We start from the raw sequence: 26,462 nt of genomic DNA on the forward strand, positions 1-26,462 counted from the left end.
ACACAATCCGGGGCTACCCGATGAAAATAATTTAAATAATCGTCCATATCAATCAGAGGACAGCACCTGGTCCAACTGAATATTGCGGGGATAAAACCCCAGACGTTTGTAAAAGGAAAGGGCCGGTTCATTGCCGTACACCACGGAGAGAATGCGACGAGTAACCTTGTTTTCATCCATCCAGGCAAGCCCGCGACGGACAAGGGTCTCCCCCAGGCCACAGCCCCTGTCTCCCTCCTCCACATAGAGAGAATCAATCTCCCCCACCCCGGAAGGTGAGATCGTGCAGACGCAATACCCCACGTCCACGCCCCCCCGAACGGCAAGGTCCACCCGGACCATGCCGCCGTGGCACAGGATATCTGCGGAGCGATCGGCAAAGGACCGTGCCGCAAGAAATTCAGAAAAATGGATGGAATGGGCTGCATGGTGAGCCTTGAGTTTCTCCCACAGGGGAGCCACCCGCCCCAGGAGCTCTTTGCCCCCGGTGTCAAACACCGTTTCGTTCATGGGTTATTTCCCGGACTCCAGGTATTTCAGCATCTGGCGCATGGTCAGGCTCAGGCTGGAAGGCCCGCTGCGCACATAAAAGGACTCCTCCTTTTTGTTCAGGAGAAACACAGGCCGGTCCGCCCGCTCGCATTCGATGACCAGAACCGTGTGGCCGTCGATGACACCGATGTAGAGATGTAGGTACTGGGTGAACTCCAGGCCGATGTGCTGGTTCATCAGGTTTCGGAAATGGAGCCGGCACTTGTCCTCGCTTTCGAACCCGTCCGGTGCCGTGCCCACGACCTGTCCGTCGTCGTCCACGCCGATGACGATGATCCCCCCGGCCGAGTTCATGAAGGCCACCACGGTTTTCAGCCAGGCGATCTCAATGTGCTTATCGTTCTTCTCCGTCTTGAGGTTCATGCGCATGGTGGACTTGAACTCCAGGGAGGATCCCTCACCGCGGGTAATCAGGCGGCGAACATCGTCTTCAAAATGATCATCCCGGATCACCCGGTTCGGCATATCCCGGAGCTGGTGCCGGTATTTCCAGGTCAGGAACCCGGCCATGACAAACCCCGCCCCCAGGATAATCAAGCCAATGAACAGGATGCCCCACCGCCGCTCCAGAACCTTCTGCAGAAAATCCGACTGGGGCACCACAACGCCGATCCAGAACTCTTTGGTATCTGCCGTGATGGGCTGCACACCGGCCCAGTAGGCTCGGCCCTCAATGGTAAAGGTAAAGGCCCCCGTGGGCTTTCCCTTGGCGTGCCAGGCCCCCATGGCCTCCCGGACGTCCGGGGCTTCCACGGCGGTATGATGCAGGAAAAACTGATGGGTCTCGGCACGTTCTTCTCCGCTCACCGGGTGATAGACCGAGGCGTCCCCGTCAAAGAGAAACGCCGTGCCGTTGGGGCCGACATCGGTCTCGGTGATCCGGTTGAAGAGGTCATTGACGGGCACGTCCAGGGCAAGCACCGACGTAAGGGGCTCCTTTCCCTCCGAGGTCCAGGCCATGACCGCCGACAAACCGGGGACTTCCTTGTAGTCCAGCATGTAGGGGGGCAGCCAGGTGACATCGTCCTGTTTATCCGAGGTCAGGGAGAGGCCCTCCCTGTACCAGAAGCGGTTCGTCACGTCGTAGGTTTTCTCTTCCTCACGGGTATCGATGAGCTGGCCGTTCACCCACTGCTTCCAGGTGATGACCTTGGGGCGATGGGGAGAAACGGTCCGGGTGATCCAGATGTTTTCGTTGGCCGTAAGCAGGTAGGAGCGCCCCTCGGTGTCCCCGAACTTCACCGCCGCCACCTGGGGCATGTTCTCCATCATGGGAATGAGCTTGGTGGTGATGGAGGCGATGTCGTCCATCTGCCAGATCCCGGCAACCCCCCATTTCTGGATCAGCAGGGCGTTGCTCCGCACCGGGTCGTAAAACTGGAAGATGGCGTCGGATGTGGCCCGGAGGTTCTGGCGGATATGCTCCTGGGCGATCTCCTTACGTATGTTGGCCCCCTGGATCAGGGTCACCGCGGTGATGGCCCCGGTGGTCAGAAGGATCACCACGATCAGGTCGCGCAGCAGCCGTTGCCGTGTCCCCGCAGGATTGAGCAATGTTTTAATCATGAGAAACCCTTTTCTCTCCTTCGAGTGCATACAAAAAGGGGCAGTATGCCATAAAAATCCGGGACTCAAAACCTTTCACCGGGCACACGCCGGGGTGATCTTGCCTCCCACCACCTCATATGATAGGGAAACGACCAGCTCACAAGGCTGGAGAAGACCCACCAGGCCCCCATGACCAGGTCACCGGCCGATTTCGCTGAACGCTCCGTTATCCTCAAAAATCCCGGGGCATCAACCTCCCCCCAACCTCCGTTGGCCATTCGACGGTGGGCCCGGGGCCTATACGGAGCAGTCGCCCCCCATGCGTACCAACAAACGTCCGCTGTATGCTATACTTTTCACGGTTCTGTGCCTGTGGCTCTTCATGTTCCCCCATTTCCAAAAAGAGTTCCTCGACAAATTCTACTACATGCCGTTTCTGGGGGTCATCGCCGCAACGGTTGCCAACACAACTCCGGCAGCGGCGGGCATCGTCTATTTTCCGGTTCTCACACGGCTCCACATCACCCCGGCCAGCGCCGTGCAGTTCAGCCTCATTATCCAGGCCTACGGCATGGGCCTTGGGACCTTCAAGTGGTACCGAGTCAATAAGAGGCTGTTCATCGCCAATGTCATTCCGCTGTGCCTTTTGGGAGGTATCCTGGGCATTGTCACCAGCATTGTGGTGGTCCCCATAAAAAACCCCGAGCTGCTCACCCTTATCTTCAATACCATGGGGTTTGTCTTCACCCAGATCATCTTCTTTTCCATCCTGCGCAAGCACCACTACCCAAACCTGAGCATTGACCTGACCGCACTGAATTCGGCCATCCTTTTTATTTTTTCACTCATCGGGGGCCTCATTTCAGGCTGGATCGGGTTCGGCATCGACACCCTGTTCTACTTTATCCTGACCTTTTTGTTCAGGGTGAACCCCGCCGTTGCCATTGTCACGAGCATCTCGCTGATGGCGGCCCTTTCGGCGGTGGGCACCCTTTTGAATATCGCCCTCTACGAGGTTCCCTTCTCCCTGTGGTACGCAGCAGTGCCGGGCGTCACCGTCGCCGGGTTGTTTCTGGCATCGTATTTTGCGGTGAAAATCGGGCCCAAGAACATCCTCCTGCTCTTTGCCTTTCTGATGAGCGCCGATTTTTTCATGGCCCTGTGGACACAAGACACGATCCCCATGAGCCAGACCATCCGAATGGTCCTGACCTACGTCCTGGTCACCTACCTTCTGGTCATCCACGTCAAGATATTCAAGCTGAGCTACCAGGATCTTGACCAGCGCTGCGGCGGGTTCAAACCCGACGAACCGTAACCGGCCCGCTGCGGCTACACATGCCCCTCCGCGCATCGCACAATGGCCCTCTCATGAAAGTCCACGATGCGACGTCGCCCCTCCGGGGTCATCAGGATCTGACGGCACTCCTCTTCGTTGTCCATAAAAAAATTTTCCGTGAGGACGGCTGGCATGGCTGTGTGCTTCAGCACAAAAAAATTCCTGTCCTTGTCAAAATCCCCGTCCCTGACGTCCGCACGCAGGGGCCTGTCCGGGAACTCGCGGACAAACTCCTCGGCAAAACAATGGGCCGCCGCATCGCTTTTCGTCGTCCCCTTGGATGAGTACACTTCAAACCCGGATCCGCCCCCTGCGTTGGCGTGCACACTCACATACAGAGAGGACTTGCCCCTGTAGCGGTTCGCCCGTGAAACCCGGGTCCCGAGGGTTACGTCCCGCTGCTCCGGGGCGATGAGGACATAGGGAATGCGCCTCTGGCTCAGGCGCTCCGACAGCCCGTTGACGATCCATCGGTTGAACTCCCCCTCAAAAAGCTGGCTCCCGTCCTCCCATCGGGGCGACCGCTTCCCCGAGGTCTGGTAGACACCATCAATCACACCGCCATGGCCCGCATCCAACAAAATCAGCATCTTTCTCTCCCTTCCCACCAGAAAAACCGTTGTCCCACGAAAGCAGAAGCCGACATTCCGGCTATGGGGTTTCTTTAAAGGCAGAAGCCGGGAAAAAGCAGTAGGGACAGGCCTCCGGGGGCTCGTCTCCCTGGTGGACGTAGCCGCAGACTCGGCACCTGAAGGTTTTGCCGCCGGGGTTTTCCAGGGGATCGGTATCGCGCTGAACAGGCAGGTCCTCCAAGGGGGGCATGGCCGGCTTGTAGCCGGACAGGAGCCAGCCCGAGACAATGAGGCGCTGGATTTCGCTGGTGCCCTCATAGATCCTCAGCAGGCGGATATCCCGCATGAATTTTTCCACGGGGAACATTTTTGTGTATCCGTATCCCCCCAGGATCTGCATGGCCTCGTCCACCACCTCCCAGGCGGCCTCCGTGGCGTAAAATTTGGCAATGGAGGCGGCGATGGTGGGGTCTTTTCCCTCATCGGCCTTCCAGGCGGCTTTCCAGGTCAGGAGCCGGGCAGTCTCCACCTTCTGGTACATCTCGGCGAGCTTGAACTGCACGGCCTGGAACCCGGAGAGGGGCGAGCCAAAGGCGTGCCTCTTCTTGGCATAGTCCAGGGCAAACTCCATGGCGGAGCGGGCCGCGCCCACGGCAAAGGCGCCGATCATGGGGCGGGTGCGGGCAAAGGTCTTCATGGCCAACACAAAGCCCTTGCCCGGGTCTGCCAGCACATTGGACTTGGGCACCTTGACCCCGTCAAAGCGGACCCCCACGGTGTTGGAGCATCGCTGCCCCATCTTGGGGATGGGCTTGCCCACGGTGATCCCCTTGCACCGCATGTCCACGAACAGGGCACAGATCCCTTCATGGCTTGCCTTGGGGTCCACGGTGGCAAAAACCGACATGAAATCGCAGACGCCGCCATTGGTGATCCAGTACTTGGTGCCGGTGAGCAGGTAGTGATCCCCGGCGTCCGTTGCCCGGCACTTGATGGCCGACACATCCGAACCCATGGTGGGCTCCGAGGTGGCAAAGCTCACCCGGGCCCCCTCCACCAGCACCTGGGCGAAAATTTTTTTCTTCAATGCCTCGTTGTCCGACAGGATCAGGGGCTCCAGCCCCAGGGAGCTGTCGAAGACACTGGTGGCAATACCGGGGCATGCCGCGGCCAGCTCCTCGGTGACAAGGGCCGCGTCCACAAGTCCGTACCCACGCCCCCCGTACTCGGACGGGATATCCGCATTCATGAACCCGGCGTCCAGGGCCTTTTCCAGCACCTTCACCGGTATCTCATCCTGTTCATCGTAATGCCAGGCCACGGGCAGCACATGGTCCGCAGCAAATCTCCGGGCCCGTTCCCGAAGGGCCAGCTGAGCGTCCGTCAGATGAAAATTGAGCATGAATCGTCTCCTGTCATGGGTTGAAGGGGAGGAAAAGGGCCTGATAAAAATGAAAAAAGTATACCACAGGCAAGAGACCCTGTGCAAAGCCGGGAGCAAGGAATCGTGGAAAAAGCCCGCCCCTGTCAGGCCTGGGGGAAGGAGCGTGTGAGGAGCTCTGAAAGGGAATCGGCCAGCCACTCCGCCGCAGGGGTCAGGGGCCGCCCTTTTTCCCGGATAAAGTAGATATCGCTTTGAAAGCTGCCCCCGCCAAAGACCACGGGGAGCTCCACCAGACGCCCTGCCCGGACATCCTCGGCCACCTGGTGCCGTGCAAGGGCGGCCCAGCCCTGCCCTTTGAGAACAAGCTCCCTGATCACATGGCTGCTCTCGCACTGCCAGATCCGCCGCCCGAACCGAAAGGCCTCGGGCTCCCGCTCCCCTTTCCGGCTCACCGTCACCAGTTGCCTGTGGGGGGCCATGTCCCCGGGGGTCACCTTTTCCAACCGGGCCAGGGGGTGGTGGGAAGCCGCCATCACCGCAAATTCCATGTGCCCCAGAAGGCGCCAGTCACACGCATCACCGGGAGCCGCAAGGGGAAGCTCAATGCCTGCGTCAACCCGTCCCGAGGCCACCATCTCCCCCACATCTCCCATCACCCCGGTGAGCAACTCCACCTCGGTGTCGGGGAAAGCGCCGGAGAACCCTTCCAAAAGATCGGAGAGGATCGAGGAGGGCACCAGCTCATCCACGGCAAGACGGATCATGGGTTCGGCCCCGCCGGCCAGGCGGTCGGCATGCTCTGAAAAAGCCCGGCATCGCTCACGGATCTCCCGGGCCTCCCGCAGGAGAGACTCCCCTTCCGGGGTCAGGGACGGGTACTTGCCCGAACGATCGAAAAGCACCACCCCCAGATCGATCTCCAGGTTGGCGATGGCCGTGCTCACGCGGCTCTGGGCCTTGCCAAGCCGCCGCGCCGCCGCTGAAAACGACCCGGTCTCCACCGCGGCGATGAACGCGTCTATATACTCCAGGCTGAATCCCATGATGTCTCCCCTTAAAAGCGTATTTCCCGTGGACTGAAGGCCAGTGCGCTGTCGTAAGCCCTGCCACCGCCTGCCGCCATCAACCCATCCGAATATCGGATAGTATCAAACTTTTATCCAACCGAAAATGCGATTATATAACACCCAAAACGACCACACAGGCACCGCACACCGGCGGTGCCGCCACCCCATACGGCAATTACACCGAAGGAAGAACCATGAACACCACCATGCGAAGCACAAAGGACAGGCTACGGCACGCCCTCCTCTTTGAAATCACCCTGCTCATAATCTGCGTCCCCCTTCTCTCCTGGGTGATGCACTCCCCCATGGAGAAAATGGGTGCCTTGAGCATCACCATGAGCCTCATGGCCATGGCCTGGAACTACCTCTACAACATCCTCTTCGACCATGCGCTGCTTCGGGCGGGCAGGCCCCTGTACCCCCGTGGGCTGGGGCTGCGAACGGCCCACGCCCTGCTCTTCGAAGCCGGGCTGATGTGCGCCACCATCCCGTTGGTGATGTGGTGGCTCCACCTCTCCTTTTTCAAGGCCCTGATGCTGGACCTGGCTTTTCTGGTGATGGTGCCCGTCTACACGATTCTTTACAACGGGCTCTACGATCGGATCTTTCCGGTGGGTGGGCTTTCCGGCAAAGACGGAAAGATGGCGGGAAAACCGGCAGGGGTTGGAGGATAAAAGGGCTTGGAAGGTGGCCGACGGCCGGAGGGGTTATTTCCAGAACTCCCACCACCGCTTTTCAGGGTAGAAGGTCCGTTCCATGTCGATGCGCGAGTCATCATAGGTCACGTCCAGCTCCCAGAGGGTATGCATGGCAACCTTCTGGGGGTTCTCGGGCGTATTGAGGGTCTTGGCCCGGAGCTCACCGTCGTGCCAGATTCGTGAGATGGCCTGGAGCTCGGCCTGCCTGGGGCTGTCCGCTTTGATGATCATGTTCTGGAAAAAGCCCTGCCGCACGGTTTTTCCATCCACCGCCATCAGATAATTGCTGCCGTTCATCAGTAAACGGTATTTTTTCATCGTCACTCGTCAATTGTATCGGGTTACGGAGCGTGGGGAAGGATCACCAATCAACGTTCCCAAGAAAAGCACAGATCGCCGCCATAACGAGGCGGATGATTTGCCGCTGAAATGGTCCTTCTGCAAAATGGCGATCCATTGCTCATGTGCCCGGTCGTGCCCGGTCCCCCCCACCAAGGGAAATGGGTACATAGCACAAGATGACTTTTCAGAGAAGAAAAAAGGCAGTATCCCCAACCGTTACCATATCCGAAGGCCACCGTCTGCCAAACATCTTCACGTTCCTTTCAGAGGCAGGCCGTGTTCCCTTCTCCCTATTTTAAGAAGGAGAAAAAAGGCCCGGGGACACCGGGCCTTTGCTATCTCTTTGATCCATGGCTCGACAGGCTCCCTGTGTCATCCGGACGGCTCCCGGGTCAGTTCCACCCCGGGGGCAAGGAAGGGGACCAGTACCCCCACCACCGCATACTCCAGGGTTGTCAGGGCCCAGGCCCTGGTGTGGGTCTCCGGTGCCAGAAACCACCGCTGCCCCACCCCCTGGTAGATGGCGGCAATGGAACGGGCCACCGGTTCGGGCTCCATCCCCACAAAGAGCCCCCGGGCCATGCCCTCCTGCAGGGTCCCGGTCAGGAGCGCCACGCAACGTTCCGCCCAACGGGCGAACAGGGGGCGGTACTCGGGGTGGTGCATGGCCTGGTACATGAAATCGGCCACAAGGGGATAGCCCGTTTCCACCTCTTCCCGCTCCCTGTCGAACAGCACGTGGATACGGGCAAGGCGGGAAAAGACCGAAGGTTCCTGCTCAAGCTCCCGCTGCACGGCGTCGAAGACGGCATCGAAGTATGCGGTGAACGCCGCCTTGATAAGGGACTCTTTGGAGGAGAAGTAGTAGGCGATGCCTCCTTTTGAGAGGCCGGAACGGTGAGCGATATCGTCCATGCGAACGTTGGTGCTCCCTTTGTCGGCGATGGTTCGCACGGCGGCATCGAGGATCTGAGACTTACGAATCGCTTCCAGCTCGGACAGGTGGGCCATGGGTCTCCTTTTGGGCGCATGAATACACGGCATCGTCGTATCTGTGGAAGCAGGGAGGCCCCTGCGTTACGGCTGAGGAGATCGCAGAACGGGTATCCGACCATCAGGTTGACAAAACGGCTGATCGAATTTCTCTGACGTTAACATCGTTCACGCCCAGATGTCAACCCAGGGTCGTGGGCAACTCGCCGCCATTGCGGCGCAAGCAAAAAAAACCGACCCGCGTCACGGATCGGTTTTCCCCAAGGGCCTTTATCTGCGCAGCATCCGCTGATGGCGGCGGTACAGCCGGGCCCTTGAAAATTCAGTACGGGTGATGCCCCTGTTCCCCGGAAGCATCACCCCTTTTTCCTACCCGCCGAAGTTTCCGCCCCCGATGATGCCGTCGCTGTCATCCGGGTTGTAATCAAAACCGGTGAGCACACCGCCGGGCTCCATGACGCTCTCTGCGTTTTCTGGTCCCCAGAAGGCGGGGCATTGGGTTTTCAGCTGAGTGATGCGTTCGTCCATCTCAGCCTCAAGCATCCTCAGGTCCTCCACAAACGCCTGCATGGGCAGCTTGTCCGCCGAGGACATCTTGGAAATAATTTCGTTTTCCTTGTGGATGGCATCCCGCCACCGTTGAAGTTCCAGACTCAGGTTGGCACAGTATTGCTTGGTGTCCATAGCCCCTCCTTGTTTTTCAGCGTCAAGGTCACCGTCGCCCACGTATGCACGTATGGTGCCTGCCGACGCGGCGTGGCCCTGAAGGCCAGACGGCCTGTCCGTCACACAAAACGCCCGTTTGGTTTTCGCGTGCGTCCTCTTTGGCGATGTGCCCGGGTCCTTAGGAGAGAGTAAGGGGACATGGTGATGCGTTGCATAAGGGGGCGTCGTGAGGTTGCGGCAGGGTGCATGGGAAGAGGCGTTAAAATACGAGGATCGTTCCTGGGCCAAGGCCACGGGTCTGGGCCTGTTGGCTCCGCAGGCGGGTTCACTCCGGAAAAATTGATAATGATGAGCATGGCTGCCCGGCCGGTCACATCTGCCTCTATTCTTCATCAGGCGCCAAAGTAAGTCAACAAGAAAAACCAGCAATTAACGGCAATTATGCTGATTTCAGTTTATCCTCCCAGGCAAAGCCATCGCAAACTTACATCACGGTTCCCACCATGGCCACAACAAAGGCATAGCGACCCAGCTTCCCGATAAAGACAAGCAAAGCAAACCGGAAAAAAGGCACCCGAAAAAGCCCTCCCACAAGGCAAAGGGGATCCCCCACAACGGGCACCCAGGAGAGCAGAAGGGACCAGCTTCCCCACCGCCGGTACAGAGCCCGGGCCCGGCCCCGGGCAGCGGGATCGATGCGCAACACCCTCTCCATGAGATAAGGACCGCCCCAGACCCCGATGCCCCAGGTGGTCAGGGCCCCCAGTACGTTGCCCGCAGTGGCCGACGCCAGGAGCATCCCGGGCTGCCCACCCTCCGCCAGCAGGGCCACAAGCAGCCACTCTGACCCCAGAGGGACCACGGTGGCCGCAAGAAAACTCACCGCAAAAAGAGACAGGACGCCGTGTTCGACAAAAAATTCCAGCATGTGGGATGGGGACCTTTCCTTGGTGTGATGGGCGCACGGGCGCGCTGGTTTCTCGCCGCAGAACCGGCGCCGGAGACACAAGATACATCACCCGGTCCCACAACGCAAAAGGCTTTCACGCGGCCCGTGCAGGTCCCCATCCTCACTCAAGCAGCCGCACCCCGAAGACCAGGGAGACGGAGACATCAAGGATATCGATCTCACTGGTGCGACCGATCCCCGTGGTGTAACCGGTACTGAACCGGATGGCAAGGTGGCGGTTGAGGGCCTGGTCGAAGCCGATCCCCAGCCTCGCGGCCCCGCCGGAGCGGCTGGAGGCATAGGCCGTGCCTTTGGGGTCCACGTCCATCATGCCGCCGGCAAGATCGATGAAACCGCGGGTGGTGCTCTCCGGGTTGAACAGCCAGCGGGTCTGGAGCATCAGGGTGGAGATCTCCACCTCTCCGTCGGTGATGTCATTATCGGCTTCGAAGTTGCCCGTCTTCATAAATATGGCGCCGATCTCCACATGATCTGTCACGCCGGCGGCATAGGCGATCTGCCAGCCCACCGAGGTATCGCCCTCGGACACGTCATAGGGGGCCAGGACCCCGCCCGACAATTCGATGGAACCCACGTCCCCGTAAGCCGTGCCCACCGCTGCACACAGCCCCAGGAGACAGATCCAGGGGATCCAACGGAAAAAAAGGATGCGCTTCATGGCGTCCTCCCAAACAAAACCCGGCTGCCGAATCACTGGGAGCACACACAAAAACCCTCAGGGCAACACGCGGAAGGCACGGGCGCCGACAACTCCTGAGGCGCCGTGGACCGAATTCATGAAATCAATGATGATGGGGATACCCGGAGCCTGTGGTGTCCACAGCAATCCGGGATGGAAGGCAAGCAGGACAAAGCGGAGGGAACCAACGTAACGAAATGAAGGCAATAAAGACAAGCGGGTAACGATGGGTGACTAATGATGAAAAATCCTGTAAGCCTGACGATGGTTCATTTTCTCCCAAATCGCGCATCCTGTCAACAATAACACACTGTCTTTCCACCACATAAAGACCGCATCGCCGAAATCACCGTCCCTGTTCTTCCCGGCGATGAGAAATGGGTCCACGCGAGAAAAAGCGCCCTGCCCCCGAGCCTTGGCGCGCCCTTTACACCCTGGGCATAACCTGTTAAAAATAAGCGTATTACAAAAATCGCCGCCTTTTTTCGCCGGCATCAAAACGGCGACCGCGGCGGTCACCCGTCAACGCCCCATGATGCTCCGGCAATGGTGCTCCGCAATCTCGCCGGTGCCAACCTCAGACCATCCAACAGCCCGGGTCTTGCCATGTTGCAAAAGCCTGCCCACATGCTTGTCTGTTCCCACATGCTGCTCAGCTTCGGGGGCCTCTGCCTCCATGCCGGCCTTCACCCGCCCGTCAAGAGCCTCTTCTTCTGGTGGGCAGCCCCTGTCAGCGTGTTCAGCCTCCTGCTGCTGCCTCCCCTTTTCCTGCGGCCCGCCACCGTGGGCGTGGCTGTCCTGATGAACGCCTTTGCCGTCACCGCAGGGGTCGTGGGCATGGTGTACTTCTCCCTTCTCAACCCTCCGGTTCCCCTGACCCCGGGGACCCTCCTGTCACACTCCACCCTGGCTCCCGTCTGTATCCTCCTGGGAAAACTCCCGCTGGCCCAGGCCATCTTCATGGTCATGAAACAGGAGGCCCCATGACCATCCGCACGGCTCCCATCCAAGCCCGGGGTGCCCGGTACGGCATCATCATGGGGAGCCTGGTCGTTCTGTTTCTCCTCTTCTGCGGCGCCCTTGCCATCCCTTTTCTTTTTGAATCCTTTTCCATCAAATACAAATTCGGCCTTGCCAAGCTCCTTCTCCGGGCAGGAAAGCTGGCGGGCATGGCAGCAGCCCTCCTGTTGATGGTGCAACTGGTCCTCGCCTCCCGCCTCACCTGGCTCAATCGCCTGGTGGGCATGGACCGGCTTTTGACCCTGCACAAGGCCAACGGCATGCTTATCGCCCTTCTCGCCCTGGCCCACCCCCTCCTTGTCTTCGGCCCCGAAGAGGTAACCTCCCTGCCCCTGAAGGCCGCCTACTGGCCGGAAATCGTGGGGGCCGGTCTTCTCATGGGCCTCTTTTACCAGACCGCATCCGCCCTGTTTAAAAAATCCCTGGGCTTTCCCTTCCATCTCTGGATGCGTGCCCACCAGCTGGGCGGAGGCCTTGTGCTGGTCCTGCTCTTCGTCCACCTCCTCTTCTCCAGCGAAACCTTTGAGGAGGGACTTCCCCGGGCCCTCGGCCTGCTCTTCGGCACCCTCTGCCTCGGGGTGGTCATCCGTCGCCACCTCCCTGTCCTGCGCCACCTCTCCCCCTGGCGGGTCGAGAAGGTCGCCCCTGCCGGCAAGCGCGCCACCCGCATCCATCTGCAGCCCGAAGGAAAGCGCCCTTTTCGTTACCTTCCCGGACAGTTTGCCTTTCTCTCTTTTCCCTCTTCCGTGGTGTCTCCCGAGGAGCACCCCTTTACCATCGCCTCGTCCCCCACCCAACCCAACGCCCTGGAGTTCATCATCGGAAAGAGCGGAGACTGGACCCGTGCCATGGATTGCGTCAGGGAAGGGGAGCCTGTCTTCATCGACGGACCCTACGGCAGCTTCTCTCACCTGGTGCGTGCAGACGACGCCCCCCTGGTCTTCATTGCCGGGGGTATCGGCATCACCCCCATGCTCAGCATGCTCCGATACATGAACGATACCCGGGACAACCGACCCGTCATCCTGATCTGGAGCAACCGCACCCCGGACTCCCTGTTCAACGCCGAGGAGCTGGTCCGGATCAAGCGCAACCACCCGGCACTTTCGGTGCACCTTCTCTTCACAGGGGCCCCGGAAAAGGAACGGCTCACCCCAGAGGCCCTGCACGCGTTCATGGGCCACCTCCAGGCGCCCCAGGTCCTTGTCTGCGGTCCCCCCCCCATGATGACCGCCGTTGAGGCCATGCTCAGGGAGATGGGCATCCCGGCAAGTCGAATCCATACCGAAACCTTCGGTTTTTGATATATGTCACGAGTCTATATTAAAAGGAGACCATCGCCATGAAAACCATGCACCTTGTCATCCCCATACTGTTTCTTTGCCTCACCGCAACCGCCCAGGCCAAACCGAGTGACTGGAAGCTGGACACCGCCCACTCGGGAATCTATTTCGACGCCCGACACATCTTCTCCACGGTTCGCGGCCATTTTGAAGACTTTTCGGCCACGCTCACCATCGACCCGGAGGCCATGGAAAACTCCCAGTGCCTCATCACCGTCAAAGCCAAAAGCATCACCACCTTCAACCGCAAACGGGATACCCACCTGCGGTCCGATGAATTGCTGGACACAGGAGAGTACCCCACCCTCACCTTTCAGAGCACCCGGGTCATCCCCAAAGGGGACAACCAATACCTCATTGAAGGGGACCTCACCATCCGGGGTGTCACAAAAACAATATCAGCCCCCATGACCTTCCACGGAATCAAGCCCAACCCCTTCAAACCGTCCCAGCAGGTGGCGGGCTTCACCACCGAATTTGCCATCAACCGCCTCGACTTCAAGGTGGGCGACGGTACCTTCTACAAGATGGGCGTCATAGATAAGGATGTGGACATCACCATCTCCATTGAAGCCTTAAAGTGACAGGCTGAACAGGGCCCGCGGCTCCGACACCGATACTCGCCACCACAGACACCTCACCAGGGAGACCCCATGGATATCCACGCCCTCTTCAACGCCCTCACAGCCGACGACACCGGCGTCCACCTCACCATCCCCTCCACCTGGCTCCAGGGCCGAACCGCCTTCGGCGGCCTCGTTGCCGCAGCGGGGCTTGCCGCCATGCGCCGCAAGGTGCCCGGGGACCTTCCCTTGCGCAACCTCCTCACCGCCTTTGTGGGCCCCACGGGCACCGACGGCATCCGGGCCGAGGCGTCCCTCCTCAGGCAGGGAAACTCCGTCACCCACGTACAGGCCCGGGTGCTCACCTCAGACAACGAGCCGTGTGCCACCCTCCACGGGTGCTTCGGCACAAGCCGTCCCTCACGCATCCGCCACCCCGGCCCCCCGGCGCCTGACTGGCCGGCCCCGGAGGCCCTCACCGAGCTCCCCTTCATGGAAGGGCTCACACCCAGCTTCACCCGATACTTCCGCTACCACTGGGCCGAGGGGCCCTACCCCTTTGAGGGGCGCTCCGAAGGATCCTACGGTGGCTGGATCAGCTGCCGGGGCGAGGCGCATAAAACCCGCGAAGCCCATCTGCTCGCCTTCATGGACGCCTGGCCCTCTCCCTCCCTGTCCATGCTCGACACCGTGGCACCGGCCAGCACCCTCACCTGGCATCTGGAAATGTGCGATGCCCCTTGCGATTTCGCCACCACCGACAGCTGGCGATTTAAGACCCGCGTGGACACCGCGGAACACGGATACGTGGGCGAGGAGGCAAGACTCTGGGCCCCCGACGGAAAACTGGCGGGAATCTCAAGGCAGGTGGTCACGGTGTTTGGTTGATCCCCGGCCCGTGAATCAACCTGAAATTTGGGACTTATCCCGGATATTTATATTGACAATTGGTGATAATCCGATTAACCGTTATGACAATTACGGCACCATGGACCCGGCCTTGTCCCGGCGCTCCATGCATCGCGCCACACACGAGCGTTTCGAAAAGAGACATCCGTCCCAGAAGAACCCTATTCTCCGAATCTGCAGCGGGCGCCCCGCAGCCGAGCGGATCATCCAGCGGAGGTTCATCCCATGTCTGACGGCACCATTGTGATCAACGGCAACAGCCACCCCTTCAAACCCGGCCAGACCATTCTCGAGGCGGCGGAAGATGCGGGAATTCCCATTCCCACCCTCTGCCACTTAAAGGGCACCACACCCACCGGCGCCTGTCGCCTCTGCGTGGTGGAGGTCAAGGGGGCCAGGAACCTTCTGGCGTCCTGCTCCACTCCGGCGGAAGACGGAATGGAGATCCAGACCGAGTCCCCCACGGTCGTCCGGTCACGAAAAATGACCCTTGAACTCCTCCTCACGTCGGGAAACCATGACTGCTTAAGCGACGGGTCCCTCAAAGACGCCAAGGCCCTCTTCGATGCCAGGGCAGAAGCAGACGGACACTCCGAGCACCTCTGCCCCTCCTGGGGGGATTGCAAACTCCAGGAGTACGCCCTTCAGTACGGAGCCACGGGCACCGCGTACCCGAAAACCCCGCCCACCTATCCGCCCGAACTCAAAAACCCGCTGATCATCCGCGATTTTTCCAGGTGTATTCTCTGCGGACGCTGCGTCCAGGCCTGCAACGAAGTCCAGGTCAACGAGGCCATCAGCTACGGGTACAGGGGCGCCGAGAGCAAGATCGTCGCCCTGGGGGACCTGCCCCTGTCCGAATCGGCCTGCGTCTTCTGCGGTGAATGCGTCCAGGCCTGCCCCACCGGGGCCCTGGTGGAAAAGAAATCCAAGGGTGTCTGGAGGCCGTGGGATGTGACCACCGTCCGCACCACCTGTCCCTACTGCGGGGTGGGCTGTCAGCAGACCCTCCACGTCAAGGACGGAAAAATCGTCAAGGTCACCGGAGACGAGGAGGCCCTTCCCAACAAGGGCCGCCTCTGCGTGAAAGGGCGGTTCGGCTACGACTTCATCTACTCAGACGAACGGCTCACGACCCCCCTTATCCGGAAAAACGGGGAGCTCCAGGAGGCCTCCTGGGACGAAGCCCTGGATTTGGTCACCGACAAGCTCAAAACCATCATCGACGAAAGCGGCCCCGACGCCGTGGCAGGGGTCAGCTGCGCACGGAGCATCAACGAAGACTCCTACCAGATGCAGAAACTCTTCCGGTCGGTGTTCAAGACAAACAACATAGACCATTGCGCCCGCACCTGACATGCCCCCACCGTCGCCGGTCTGGCGACAAGTTTTGGTTCCGGTGCCATGACCAACTCCTTCGGGGAGTTTGATCGCGCCAAGATGTTCTTTGTTATCGGCTCCAACATGACGGAAGCCCACCCTGTTGCGTCCACCTTCCTGAAGAACGCCGTGAAAAAGGGCGCAAAACTCATCGTGGCGGACCCGCGCCGCCACAAGCTGGTGGATTACGCGGACCTTCACCTCCAGCTCAAGGTGGGCAGCGACATCGCCCTGATCAACGCCTTGATGCATGTGATCATCGAAGAAGAGCTCTTTGATCCCGACTTTGTCACAGAGAACACCGAAGGGTTTGCGGCCCTCTCCGCCGAGGTCTCCAAGGCCACCCCCGAGGCCATGGCCCCCATCTGCGGCATTGAGGCCGACACCATCCGGCGGGCCGCCCGCATGCTTGCCTCGGTGCGCCCGGCCATGCTCTGCTACACCCTGGGCATCACCGAGCACACCTGCGGAAAAAACAACGTCATGTCCGTGGCCAACCTCCAGATGCTTTTGGGGAACATGGGCGTGGAGTGCGGGGGCGTCAACCCCCTGCGCGGCCAGAACAACGTCCAGGGAGCCTGCGACATGGGCGCCCTTCCCGGGGTTTTCCACGGCTACCAGAAGGTCACCGACCCCGCGGCCCGGGCAAAATTCGAGGAAGCCTGGAACGTCACGGGCCTTCCCGAGACCCCGGGGCTCATGATCCCCCACATGATGGAAGGCCTGGAGGACAAAAAAGTCCGGGCGTTCTGGATCTTCGGGGAGAACCTGGCCAACACCGAGCCCGATATCCGAAAAGTCGAGCATGAGCTCGCCTCGGCCGAGTTCCTCATCTGCCAGGATATCTTCCTCAACGAAACCACAAAGTTCGCCGACGTGGTCCTTCCGGCAGCGGCCTGGAGCGAAAACGACGGCACCTTCACCAACAGCGAGCGCCGGGTCAACCGCGTCCGCACGGCCTCCACCCCACCGGGTGAGGCCCGGCCCAACTGGTGGATCTTCCGGGAAATCGCCAAGCGCTTCGGCCACCAGTGGCCCTCGGCAAGCGCCCGGGAAATCTGGGACAACGAGATCTCGGCCCTGGCCCCCAACTTCAAGGGGATCACCTACGGCCGCATCGAAGGGGACGGGCTCCAGTGGCCCTGCCCCAGTGCAGACCACCCCGGCACCCCCTTCCTCCACAAGGACGGGCGATTCACCCACGGCAAGGGGATCTTCAACCCCACGGCCTGGACCCCGCCCGCCGAGGTAACCGATGAGGACTACCCCTTTGTCCTGAGCACAGGGCGACGCCTCTACCACTACCACACCCGCACCCAGACCGGCCGATGCGACGGACTCAACGACCTCCTGGGCGAAGAGACCTGCGACATCTCACCGGCAGACGCCAGACGCCTTGGCATCCGGCAGGCAGAGCCCGTCCGGGTCTCCTCCAAGCGCGGGGCCGTCACGGTGAAGGCCCGGGTGACCCCGGAGATCCCCGAAGGCATGATCTGGATGGCCTTTCACTTCCGGGACGGCAACGCCAACTGGCTCACCAACCCGGCCTACGACCCGGAAACCCTCACCGCCGAATACAAAGCCTGTGCGGTGCAGGTGGAAAAAGTCGCCCCTGCGGCTGACGGGTCCGTAGAAACCGCGGAAAGCCTCACGGCCGCCGCCGGATCCTGATCCCTTTACGGGGTCCACATCCGAACCGTTAAACCTGAAAAACCCTTTGCACGTATCCGTGCAAAGGGTTTTTTGTTTCAAACTGTACTGCTGGCCTTCTATGGTTAAGCGGGTTTGATAAACAAGCCGATGGCCCAAACGATGATCAAGGTCGACGTCTGTTTGAAAGGCGGATGTGATTTCAAGGTGGCACACCTTGCCACCGGAGGCATCTTTTTGGTTTTTCTCTGAGCCCTCTTGCCCCTGTAGCGCACCCGAATTTGGCTGGTGAGACATGCTTGCATCTCACGAAAATTTATCGAAAAGGATCATCTCCTCTTCCACGCCGAGGCTTTCGAGCATGGCAAGGATCGCGTCGATCATAAGGGGAGGCCCGCAGAGGTAGTACTCAATCTCGGCGGGGTCGGGGTGGTCTTTCAGGAAGTTTTCATAGACCGAGCTGTGGATGAAGCCGCGAAAACCATCCCAGTCGTCTTCGGGAAGGGGTGCGGACAGGGCAACATGGTAGTCGAAGTTGGTGTGTTCCTCGGTCAGCTGCCTGTACTCCTCGTCGTAGAACATCTCCCGTTTGGAGCGCGCCCCGTACCAGAAGCTCATGGTCCGTTTGCAGTCCAGGGCATGGAGCTGGTGGAAGATATGGCTGCGCATGGGGGCCATGCCTGCCCCGCCGCCAATGAAGCAGAGCTCCCGCTCCGTCTCTTTGACGAAAAACTCCCCGTAGGGCCCGGAAAGGGTCACCTTGTCTCCGGGCTTTAAGTTAAACAGGTAGGTGGTACCCACCCCCGGGGGGGCATCCGGAACGTTGGGAGGGGGCGTTGCGATGCGGACGTTAAGCATCACGCGTCGGTTGTCCGCCGGGGGATTGGCCATGGAGTAGGCCCTGAAGGCATTTTCCTCGTTTTTGTGGGAGAGGGACCACAGGTTCTGGGCATCCCAGTCTTCCCGGTACTCTTCTTCGATGTCAAAATCCGTAAACCGGATGTCGTAGGGGGGAATGTCGATCTGGATATAGGACCCCGCCTGGAAGGACATGGTCTTGTCCTCATCGAGATCGATGATGAGTTCCTTGATAAAGGTGGAGACATTGGCGTTGGAGACCACGGTGCCGTCGTATTTGCAGATGCTGAAGATCTCGTCGGGCACATGGATCTCCAGGTCATCTTTCACCTTGAGCTGGCACGCCATGCGCACGTTGGACATGCGCTCCTTTCGCGAAACGTGGCTGAGCTCCGTGGGCAAAAGCTCCCCTCCCCCTTTGTCCACAACGCACTTGCACATCCCGCAGGATCCGCTTCCCCCGCAGGCGGACGGCAGCAGCACCCCGCTTCCCAGAAGAGCCGAAAGCAGTGTGGGGGTGCCCTCCACCCGGATGGGGTTGCCGGTGTCGTCGTTGATGACGATGGTCCGCTCTCCCTGAATCGTGACGAGCCGCTCCACGATAATCAACACGATCACCAGAAAAAGAATGATGCCGACAAACACGGCCAAGCTCACCAGGTAAATCAAGGGTGCCTCCTTGGGTTTACGTCCCCATACCCGAAAAGATCATGAAACTCATGGCCATGAGGCCGCTGACGATCATGGTGATGCCGAACCCTTCGAGCCCGTGGGGCACATGGGCATAACGCATCTTGAAACGGATGGCGGCCATGGTTATGATGGCCACCATCCAGCCGGTGCCGGACCCGAAGCCGAAAACCAGGGACTCCGTGAAGGTGTAGTGCCTCTCCACCATGAACAGGGAGGTGCCCAAAATGGCGCAGTTAACGGCGATAAGGGGAAGAAACACACCTAAATTGGTGTAGAGGGTTGGCGAATAGCGGTCGATGATCATCTCCACCACCTGCACCATGGCGGCGATGGTGGCAATGAAGGTGATGTACTTCAGAAAATTGAGGTCCACGTCTGGAAGGCCCGCCCAGGAAAGGGCCCCGGGGGCCAGGAGAAAATGGTAAATCAACCAGTTGGCAGGGGAGGTGATGGTCAGGACAAACACCACGGCAAGCCCAAGCCCCACGGCCGTGCGCAGGGTCTTGGAGACCGCCACAAAGGAGCACATGCCCAAAAAATAGGCCAGCAGGATGTTGCCCACAAACACCGAGTTGAAAAACAGGTCGAACAGGTCACCCATCATCTAATCCTCCTCCTCCGGCATGCCACCCTGGATCCAGACCAGGAGCCCGATGACGATAAAGGCCCCCGGCGCCAGGGTCATGAGGCCCATGTTCATAAATCCTGCGTCGTACAGGGCCTGGGGCACCACCTGAACACCAAAGATCTTGCCCGCCCCCAGAAACTCCCGCAGAAAGGCCACCCCCACCAGCACAATGGCGTACCCCATGCCGTTGCCCAGGCCGTCGGCCAGGGCAAGGGGCGGGGGGTTGGCCATGGCAAAAGACTCGGCCCGCCCCATGATGATGCAGTTGGTGATGATCAGCCCCACGAAGATGGAGAGCTGCTTGCTGATGTCGTAGAGGTAGGCTTTCAGGATCTCATCGGCCACCACCACCAGGGAGGCGATGACCGTCAGCTCCACGATCATGCGGATGTTGCGGGGAATGTGGTTGCGCAGGATGGAGATGATCACGTTGGAGGAGGTCAGTACCCCGGTCAGGGCCAGGGCCATGACAAAGGCGGTTTTCATCTGGACCGTCACGGCAAGGGCCGAGCAGATCCCCAGGATCTGGCGGGAAATGGGGTTGTCGTCCCACAGGGCCGCCTTGAATGTACGAAACCATCGAGTTCGGGTAAAGCCCATGATCACTCCAGGGATTTCAGGTTATCCAGGTGTTTTTTTATGAGGTTCTGGCGAAACCTCAGGGAAACCCTCTCATAAGTAGCCAGGTTGGTGGCCAGCCCCTCGCTTAGATACTTCCCGGTGAGGGTGGCCCCGCTGATACCGTCCACCTCGTTTTCCGGGTCTCCCAGGGCTTTGCCCTTGGCGATTTTGATGGCGGCGAATTCACCGGATTTTCCCACGATCCTCTTGCCCACGAAGTTCTTCTGGAACCAGTCGCTTTCGATCTCTCCGCCCAGGCCGGGGGTCTCCTGGTGGGAGTAAACGGTAAAGCCCTTAATGGTGGTGCCGTCGGCTTCGATGGCCATGTACCCCTTGATGCGCCCCCAAAGCCCCCGGGAGTCCACTGGCAGGATGTAGGAGATAATCTCTCCGTCGTCCAGGGTCAGGTAGAGGGGCAGCCTCTGCTCGTCCCCCTCGGCGGGGTCGGGGTGCAGCTTTCCGTCGGAGCCGGCCCACACCTGGAAAATGTGGGATTTGAAAAGCTCTTCGATATCGGCGGGGGACGCCGTCGACGGGTCATAGTCGATGGAGGCCGCCTTGAGGATGTTCTTCTGGCGGTCGATGCGCATGTTGTTCTGTTGCCGTGCCTTGAGGCCCGTGGATGCCGCCGTGATGCAGAGGCAGCACACAAGGGCTACAATCACGGCAAACCCGACGGCCTGTTTCGTATCAGACATTGGGCACCCGCTTTCCTGTCCGGAGTTTGATCTCAATAATCTCCAGCATGGGAGAAAAGAGGTTCATAAACAGGATGGCCAGCATCACCCCTTCGGCGTAGGCCAGGTTGTAGGCCCTGACAATGACCGTCAGCACCCCGATGAGAAACCCGTAGACCCAGCGGGCCCCGTCCGTGCCTGGAGCGGACACCGGGTCCGTGGCCATGAAGGTGATGCCGAAGGCAAAGCCCCCCATGATCAGGTGGTTCACCGGGTTGATCCAGTGCCAGGGGGAGAGCTCCGAGGAGAGGAGCACCACGGCAGCGCCCATGGCGCACACCCCCAGCACGCCCCCCACAATAATACGGAAGCTCGCCACCCCAACCACGCAGAGGAAGACGGCACTCACCAGGCAGAGCAGGGCCGAGGTCTCCCCCACGCTTCCGGGAATCTGGCCGGAGAACATGGTCCAGAAGGTGTACCCGTTGCGAACCAGGGCCTCGGGCACCGCCTCCCCTTTGGCCCCCAATGCCAGGGAGAGGGGGGTGGCCGCTGTGACGGCGTCCACGGCCTTGGTGGCCACCCACACATAGTCCCCGCTCATGGAGACCGGGTAAGAGAAAAAGAGAAACGCCCGGGCGGTCAGGGCCGGGTTCAGGATGTTCCGGCCGGTGCCCCCGAACACCTCTTTTCCCACCACCACCCCGAAGGAGATCCCGGCGGCCACCTGCCAGAGGGGCACGCTGGGGGGCAGGGTCAACGGGAACAGAAGGCCGGTCACAAGAAAGCCCTCGCTGATTTTGTGCCCCCGCACCACGGCAAAGAGCCCCTCCCAGGTCAGGCCCACCCCGTAGGAGACCACCAGCATGGGCAAAAAGGCCTCGGCGCCCCGGTAAAAGGCATGGCCCCAGGTGGGGTCCGCCCCTTCGGCCAACAGGGCCATGGTGCCGGTGTTGTACATCCCGAAAAGAGTCTGGGGAATCAGAGCAACGATAACCAGGGACATGAATCGCTTCAAATCCAGGCTGTCCCGTACCGCGGGCATGCGCACCGTGGCCTCCCCGGGGAGATAGAAAATGGTACGGATCGCATCGTAGACCGGATGCAGGGCATGGAGCTTCGTGCCTTCCTGAAAATAGGTGCCCAGGCGATCCAGGGCGTCTTTGACGTTCTTCATCTATCCGTCTCGCTCCTTCCGGTACTGGGCCTTGGCGGTTTTCAGGGTGTCCAGCAGCTCGATCTTTGACGGGCAGACATAGCTGCAGAGCCCGCACTCGATGCAGTCCAGGAGCCCGTGGGCCAGGGCCTCCTCCACCTCTCCTGCCACCATGCATTTCATGGTGTACTGGGGCAGGATCCCCACCGGGCAAACCCGGGCGCACCGACTGCAGTTAATGCAGGGCCGTTCCTCACCGTGCATGCCGCAGTCCAGGTTCAGGGGCTTTTTGTTGAACACGGACAAAAAGGTTCGGGACTGGCTGGGCCGGGCATACCCAGCCCTTAAAAAACCGAAGAGGTCCTCTTCGTCGCCCACGGGCAACAGGGTCAGCCCCTTGTCGAAAAAATTCATGTAGCCCGTGGCCGGCAGGAAAAGCCCGGCAAAGGGGGTACCGCCGATGCGACGCCTGCGCTCTTTCTGGGGATCCAGGGTGGAAACGGGGGCGCCCACCCGGGTCCGGATGTGTTGGCGTACGGTGGCCCCGTTGCCCCCCACGGCCACGACCCGCTTGGGATAAAACCGTCCTTCGGTGACAAATCGGGCCAGGGCCACCAGGTCCTGGCCTTCAATGTACCAGCTGTGGTTCTCCGCGGGGTCTTTGCGGATACGGTACAGGTAGTGGCCGGGATCACCGGCGGGGTAGCCCCCGCGGATGTGGGCGGTGACGGATTTCAAGATGGGTTCCGGGAGTTTACCGGAGTGGACCGGGGTGATGACATGCACCGATGGGCAGAACCGTTTGAGGATGTCCAGGCCGTGCTGAAAAGCGGCCTCCTCCCCTGCCAGGGCCAGGGAGGGCAGGGCAAGGTGCCCTCCGGCCCATCCCAGGGTGACGATGATGTGGGCGGGACGGCTGGACGGATCGGCATGGTCCCGAAAAGGCAGCTCCCGAAGCAGGGGCCAGGCCCCCCCTTTGAGAAGCATGTGGCGAAGTGTATCGGCGTCCGTGGACGCGATGCGCTGGGGCGACACGGGCTCGAAGCGCTCCCACCCCTCTTCCGCGTCAAGGGTAATCACCACCTCGTCAATGCGGCGACGCGGCCCGAAGGCAATGCGCGACACCACCCCGCCCCCCGGGCTCGGGTAGGTGACCACAGGGTTTCGCTTGTCCTCGAACAGGGGTGTGCCCCCGTTGACAGAATCGCCTTCTTTCACCAGGAGCCGGGGCTTGACATGGGGAATCCACCCCGGCATCAACGCCACGGTGGACGGGGACGGGGCCTCGGTCACAGACTCGGCCACCCGCCCGGAGATGTTGAGTGAAAAACCGTTGGTAAGGGTGAGGGTTTTCATCATCGGGACACAGCTTTCGGGAATGCGGCGCCTTTCTCCGGGGCATCAAGGGGAAGACGCGTCGGTTATAGGGGCATGGAAGCCATGGAGATATCACGCAATCAGACCGGAAGCGGCCCTTTGCGTGCGATGGGTTCAGGGAATGCGACGGGCAATGGGGAAGAGATAAAAACGGGAGATTCAGGTGTTGCCCATGGCATGGGACAGTCACACATTGTCCGACTGACAGAGTACACCAGGCAAAAACAATGTGTCAACCAAAGGAACAAAAACAAAACATAAGATAAAATTGGCGATGGAGCATGGCGTTGCCGCCGGAGACCCCATGTTTAAATAAGGAGACGGGCTCAATGCCCGGGCCTGCTCACCCGTCCCGGACGGGAACAATGAAAGGCCCGGACAGATTCAGGGAAGCCCAGGGCAGGAGAATGCGGGTTAGCGGGACCGATCCACCCACCCCTCTGAGGCAGAGACCTCCAAGGTGCCGTCGGGTTTGCGGACGATGAGCAGGCACTCCACGTTGTCGAGCCGATCCACCAGAGCGATCCCTTTGGCAGGGCCCATCACCATGAGGGCTGTGGCCAGCCCGTCGGCAAAGACCGTGGAATCGGCCAGGACCGAGGCACTGGTGACGCCGTTTTCCACGGGATATCCGGTGCGGGGGTCAATAACATGGGTCCAGATGCGCCCGCCCACGTTGCGGTAGTTGCGGTAATCTCCGCTGGTGGCAAGGGCCTGGCCCTTTAAGGTCCGAACCTGGAAAAGGTCCCCCACCATGGCTCCCCGCCGGGGGGTGTTGATCCCCACGCGCCAGGGTTTTCCGTCCAGGCGATGGCCTTCGCAGTAAACCTCCCCGCCGATCTCCACCAGAAAGTGGGAGATCTTTTTCTCACGCAGCAGGGTGGCCACGGCATCCACGCCGTAGCCCTTGGCAATGGACCCGAAGTCCAGGAAGAGGCCATCACGGTCTTTGACAAGGGCTTCCTCACCTTTGCGTGATACAGATTTAAAGCCCACCCGGGCCAGGGCGCGAGCCACCTCGTCCTCCCTGGGAAAACGGTCCTCGATTTTGCCAGGTCCGAACCCCCAAAGGGTGACCAGAGGCCCCACGGTGGCGTCCCAGGCACCGTCGGTAAGGCCGTGGATTTGAGTTCCCACGGAAAACACCGTGAGAAGGTCCTCGGAAACAGGCACGGCCACACCTTTGCCCGCACGGTTGAAACGGGAGATCTCGCTGTCCGGGTCGTAGACGGACATGCTGCGGTTGAGGGCCTCAAGGCGCCGGGTTACGGCCAGGCTTAAGGCATCCGCCGACATCTTCCCCGACACCACGGCCTTGATATGATACGTGGTACCCATGGTCCGGCCGGAGAGCACCACCTCCTGCTTTGTGTTGAACCCCGTGGTCACCCCGGCAGCCACCACCAGGGCAAACACCCCGAAGGCCACCACAATGGCCCCAAGGACCTTGTTTCTGCTTATTTTTGTTGACGCGTGTCGCGTGTTGGCTGTGTTCATGGTCACCGTGACTCAATCCGCTTGATAATCCAGCGCTGCATTTTTTCATCGTCTTCGCTGACGGCCTCGATCCCGCACTCGGCCACCACCATCTCGGCCCGGGCCATGTCCTTATGGCCCCCGGCGCTCCCATAACACCCGAAGCTCTGCTCGGCCAGGCGCCCGGCGTTTTTCCTCACCCCGTCGTTGCGGAAAATCACCACCAGCTTTTTGCCGTAGATCCCGGAGACGATGCTCCAGCTCACGGAATCCACCTTCATGAAAAAATCGGCGATGAGGACCAGCACATCGGGCGTTGGCACCGTGCCCACATGGGAATACATCCGCCCTCGCCTGATGTGCCTGTTTTTCAGGGCCCGCTGAAAGTACTTGAGGAAACTGGGCTTGAGCTCCGCCTGTTCCACCTTCTGGAGCATGTGCACGTTGCAGAGGCGGTAGAGGTATTGAAAGGCCCTCACATCTTCCACCAGGGTCTGGCGCTGAAAGTTGTTGGTGTCGGTCTTGATGGCGTAGAAGAGGCCGGTGGCAAGACGCACCGACGGCTTGATGTGGGCCCCTCGGAGGTACTCGGTCATCATGGACGCCGTGGCGCCGTAGTCGGGGCGGATATCCGTGTACCCGTCCCGCCGCCCTCCGTCAGGGTGATGATCGATGACCACGTCAAAGTTGATTTTTTCAAACACTTCCGAGTGGTGGGGCTGGGAGTCCACCAGCACGAACCGGTTGAACCCCTGCATCAGCGCGTGGGAACACGGCTTGATGTCGGCCTTCATGTAACGCACCAGGGCCAGGTTATCGGGCCGCTTGATGACGTTGATGGAGGCAATGACCACATGGCTCACCCGCCGCCATAAAAGGCGCTTGAAAGCCACGGCACTGGCAATGGCATCGGGGTCGGCATTGATTAGGATCAACACCTGATCGTCCCGGTTAAACCGGGAGTAAATACCTGCCAGCTTCTCTTTAATCCTTACGCTCATGAATCACGTTCCAGGTATCAGGTGTCTGATTTTCTTGTGGTTGCCTTCAAGGTTTCCGCTTTCACCGCCCGGCGAACATCGCCGACGCATCAGCGTTTCTCCGGATGGGTCTCGGCACAACGGCACTCACCTGAAAGCTTGGCTCGGGTGATTTTCGTCAGCAGCGTGGAGGTTCCATGGCGCGCAAGGTCATCGGAAATATCCCCGCGGGTCAATCCGAAACAATGGCACAGGACCTCATCTTTATCAGATGGTTTCATAACCAATTATTATGGAGCCCCTGCCCCGTCAAAAGCAAGG

At 60.2% G+C, this 26,462-nt stretch carries 25 protein-coding genes; 7 read left to right on the forward strand and 18 right to left on the reverse strand.

All coding sequences use genetic code 11. From position 1 onward, the window contains the following. Window positions 1-48: 48 nt before the first annotated feature. Together ACOYW0_RS07965 and ACOYW0_RS07970 are read right to left on the reverse strand one after the other, a co-directional pair. The gene (locus tag ACOYW0_RS07965; protein WP_482417995.1) at window positions 49-510 is read right to left on the reverse strand and encodes a GNAT family N-acetyltransferase; all 462 of its coding nucleotides are present in this window, start codon (window positions 508-510) and stop codon (window positions 49-51) included. Between the two features lie 3 nt (window positions 511-513). Further along, window positions 514-2,118, reverse strand: a complete 1,605-nt coding sequence (locus ACOYW0_RS07970) for an RNA-binding domain-containing protein (RefSeq protein WP_482417996.1) — start codon at window positions 2,116-2,118, stop codon at window positions 514-516. A 301-nt stretch (window positions 2,119-2,419) separates the two neighbouring features. Between ACOYW0_RS07970 and ACOYW0_RS07975 the strand changes: the two genes are divergently transcribed. Then, the gene (locus tag ACOYW0_RS07975) at window positions 2,420-3,418 is read left to right on the forward strand and encodes a sulfite exporter TauE/SafE family protein (protein ID WP_482417997.1); all 999 of its coding nucleotides are present in this window, start codon (window positions 2,420-2,422) and stop codon (window positions 3,416-3,418) included. A 14-nt stretch (window positions 3,419-3,432) separates the two neighbouring features. Here the strand turns inward: ACOYW0_RS07975 and ACOYW0_RS07980 are convergent, their stop codons facing one another. The 3 genes from ACOYW0_RS07980 to ACOYW0_RS07990 form a co-directional block, all read right to left on the reverse strand. Next, entirely contained in the window at window positions 3,433-4,029 is a 597-nt protein-coding gene (locus ACOYW0_RS07980) for an N-acetylmuramoyl-L-alanine amidase (RefSeq protein ID WP_482417998.1), read from the reverse strand. 61 nt (window positions 4,030-4,090) lie between these two features. Continuing rightward, on the reverse strand, window positions 4,091-5,413 hold the full coding sequence (locus ACOYW0_RS07985) for an acyl-CoA dehydrogenase family protein (protein WP_482417999.1): 1,323 nt from the start codon (window positions 5,411-5,413) through the stop codon (window positions 4,091-4,093). A gap of 125 nt (window positions 5,414-5,538) precedes the next feature. Next, window positions 5,539-6,438, reverse strand: coding sequence for a LysR family transcriptional regulator (locus tag ACOYW0_RS07990; RefSeq protein ID WP_482418000.1), 900 nt, complete (start codon window positions 6,436-6,438; stop codon window positions 5,539-5,541). Window positions 6,439-6,656: 218 nt separating this feature from the next. Here ACOYW0_RS07990 and ACOYW0_RS07995 point away from each other — a divergent pair, with 218 nt between their 5' ends. Then, on the forward strand, window positions 6,657-7,136 hold the full coding sequence (locus tag ACOYW0_RS07995; protein WP_482418001.1) for a PACE efflux transporter: 480 nt from the start codon (window positions 6,657-6,659) through the stop codon (window positions 7,134-7,136). Window positions 7,137-7,169: 33 nt separating this feature from the next. Here the strand turns inward: ACOYW0_RS07995 and ACOYW0_RS08000 are convergent, their stop codons facing one another. From ACOYW0_RS08000 to ACOYW0_RS08020, 5 genes are all read right to left on the reverse strand, one after another. Next, window positions 7,170-7,478 (reverse strand): hypothetical protein, encoded by a 309-nt coding sequence (locus ACOYW0_RS08000; RefSeq protein WP_180142862.1) that lies wholly within the window; start codon window positions 7,476-7,478, stop codon window positions 7,170-7,172. Window positions 7,479-7,874: 396 nt separating this feature from the next. Beyond that, window positions 7,875-8,513, reverse strand: a complete 639-nt coding sequence (locus tag ACOYW0_RS08005) for a TetR/AcrR family transcriptional regulator (RefSeq protein ID WP_482418002.1) — start codon at window positions 8,511-8,513, stop codon at window positions 7,875-7,877. A 351-nt stretch (window positions 8,514-8,864) separates the two neighbouring features. After that, the gene (locus ACOYW0_RS08010) at window positions 8,865-9,179 is read right to left on the reverse strand and encodes a hypothetical protein (protein WP_180142858.1); all 315 of its coding nucleotides are present in this window, start codon (window positions 9,177-9,179) and stop codon (window positions 8,865-8,867) included. A 466-nt stretch (window positions 9,180-9,645) separates the two neighbouring features. Beyond that, the gene (locus tag ACOYW0_RS08015; RefSeq protein ID WP_482418003.1) at window positions 9,646-10,089 is read right to left on the reverse strand and encodes a YqaA family protein; all 444 of its coding nucleotides are present in this window, start codon (window positions 10,087-10,089) and stop codon (window positions 9,646-9,648) included. Between the two features lie 142 nt (window positions 10,090-10,231). Then, window positions 10,232-10,789, reverse strand: coding sequence for a hypothetical protein (locus tag ACOYW0_RS08020; RefSeq protein WP_482418004.1), 558 nt, complete (start codon window positions 10,787-10,789; stop codon window positions 10,232-10,234). Window positions 10,790-11,416: 627 nt separating this feature from the next. Here ACOYW0_RS08020 and ACOYW0_RS08025 point away from each other — a divergent pair. From ACOYW0_RS08025 to fdhF, 5 genes are all read left to right on the forward strand, one after another. Further along, window positions 11,417-11,797, forward strand: coding sequence for a hypothetical protein (locus ACOYW0_RS08025; protein ID WP_482418005.1), 381 nt, complete (start codon window positions 11,417-11,419; stop codon window positions 11,795-11,797). Further along, window positions 11,794-13,134 carry a ferredoxin reductase family protein gene (locus tag ACOYW0_RS08030; protein WP_482418006.1) on the forward strand — a complete coding sequence of 447 codons (1,341 nt, stop codon included), beginning with the start codon at window positions 11,794-11,796 and terminating at the stop codon, window positions 13,132-13,134. The genes ACOYW0_RS08025 and ACOYW0_RS08030 overlap by 4 nt, the downstream gene beginning before the upstream one ends. A 38-nt stretch (window positions 13,135-13,172) precedes the next feature. Beyond that, the gene (locus ACOYW0_RS08035; RefSeq protein ID WP_482418007.1) at window positions 13,173-13,757 is read left to right on the forward strand and encodes a YceI family protein; all 585 of its coding nucleotides are present in this window, start codon (window positions 13,173-13,175) and stop codon (window positions 13,755-13,757) included. A 69-nt stretch (window positions 13,758-13,826) separates the two neighbouring features. After that, entirely contained in the window at window positions 13,827-14,624 is a 798-nt protein-coding gene (locus ACOYW0_RS08040; RefSeq protein ID WP_482418008.1) for a thioesterase family protein, read from the forward strand. 246 nt (window positions 14,625-14,870) lie between these two features. Next, window positions 14,871-17,696, forward strand: a complete 2,826-nt coding sequence (gene fdhF, locus ACOYW0_RS08045) for a formate dehydrogenase subunit alpha (RefSeq protein ID WP_482418009.1) — start codon at window positions 14,871-14,873, stop codon at window positions 17,694-17,696. A 285-nt stretch (window positions 17,697-17,981) separates the two neighbouring features. Here fdhF and nqrF read toward each other — a convergent pair whose 3' ends face one another. The 8 genes from nqrF to ACOYW0_RS08085 form a co-directional block, all read right to left on the reverse strand. Then, window positions 17,982-19,202 (reverse strand): NADH:ubiquinone reductase (Na(+)-transporting) subunit F, encoded by a 1,221-nt coding sequence (nqrF, locus tag ACOYW0_RS08050; protein WP_482418010.1) that lies wholly within the window; start codon window positions 19,200-19,202, stop codon window positions 17,982-17,984. A gap of 16 nt (window positions 19,203-19,218) precedes the next feature. After that, window positions 19,219-19,830 carry an NADH:ubiquinone reductase (Na(+)-transporting) subunit E gene (nqrE, locus tag ACOYW0_RS08055; RefSeq protein WP_482418011.1) on the reverse strand — a complete coding sequence of 204 codons (612 nt, stop codon included), beginning with the start codon at window positions 19,828-19,830 and terminating at the stop codon, window positions 19,219-19,221. Beyond that, window positions 19,831-20,454, reverse strand: a complete 624-nt coding sequence (locus tag ACOYW0_RS08060) for an NADH:ubiquinone reductase (Na(+)-transporting) subunit D (protein ID WP_482418012.1) — start codon at window positions 20,452-20,454, stop codon at window positions 19,831-19,833. 2 nt (window positions 20,455-20,456) lie between these two features. Further along, window positions 20,457-21,173, reverse strand: a complete 717-nt coding sequence (locus tag ACOYW0_RS08065) for an FMN-binding protein (protein ID WP_482418013.1) — start codon at window positions 21,171-21,173, stop codon at window positions 20,457-20,459. Beyond that, entirely contained in the window at window positions 21,166-22,329 is a 1,164-nt protein-coding gene (locus ACOYW0_RS08070; protein WP_482418014.1) for an NADH:ubiquinone reductase (Na(+)-transporting) subunit B, read from the reverse strand. Before ACOYW0_RS08070 ends, ACOYW0_RS08065 begins: the two co-directional genes overlap by 8 nt. Beyond that, the gene (locus ACOYW0_RS08075; RefSeq protein WP_482418015.1) at window positions 22,330-23,667 is read right to left on the reverse strand and encodes a 4Fe-4S dicluster domain-containing protein; all 1,338 of its coding nucleotides are present in this window, start codon (window positions 23,665-23,667) and stop codon (window positions 22,330-22,332) included. It abuts the gene before it with no gap. A 432-nt stretch (window positions 23,668-24,099) separates the two neighbouring features. Further along, entirely contained in the window at window positions 24,100-25,182 is a 1,083-nt protein-coding gene (locus ACOYW0_RS08080) for an FAD:protein FMN transferase (RefSeq protein WP_482418016.1), read from the reverse strand. 2 nt (window positions 25,183-25,184) lie between these two features. Continuing rightward, a complete protein-coding gene (locus tag ACOYW0_RS08085; protein WP_482418017.1) occupies window positions 25,185-26,162 on the reverse strand; it encodes a DHH family phosphoesterase in 978 nt (325 codons plus the stop codon). Window positions 26,163-26,462 lie beyond the last annotated feature (300 nt).

Source organism: Desulfoluna sp. HI9BLuna (assembly GCF_056829775.1).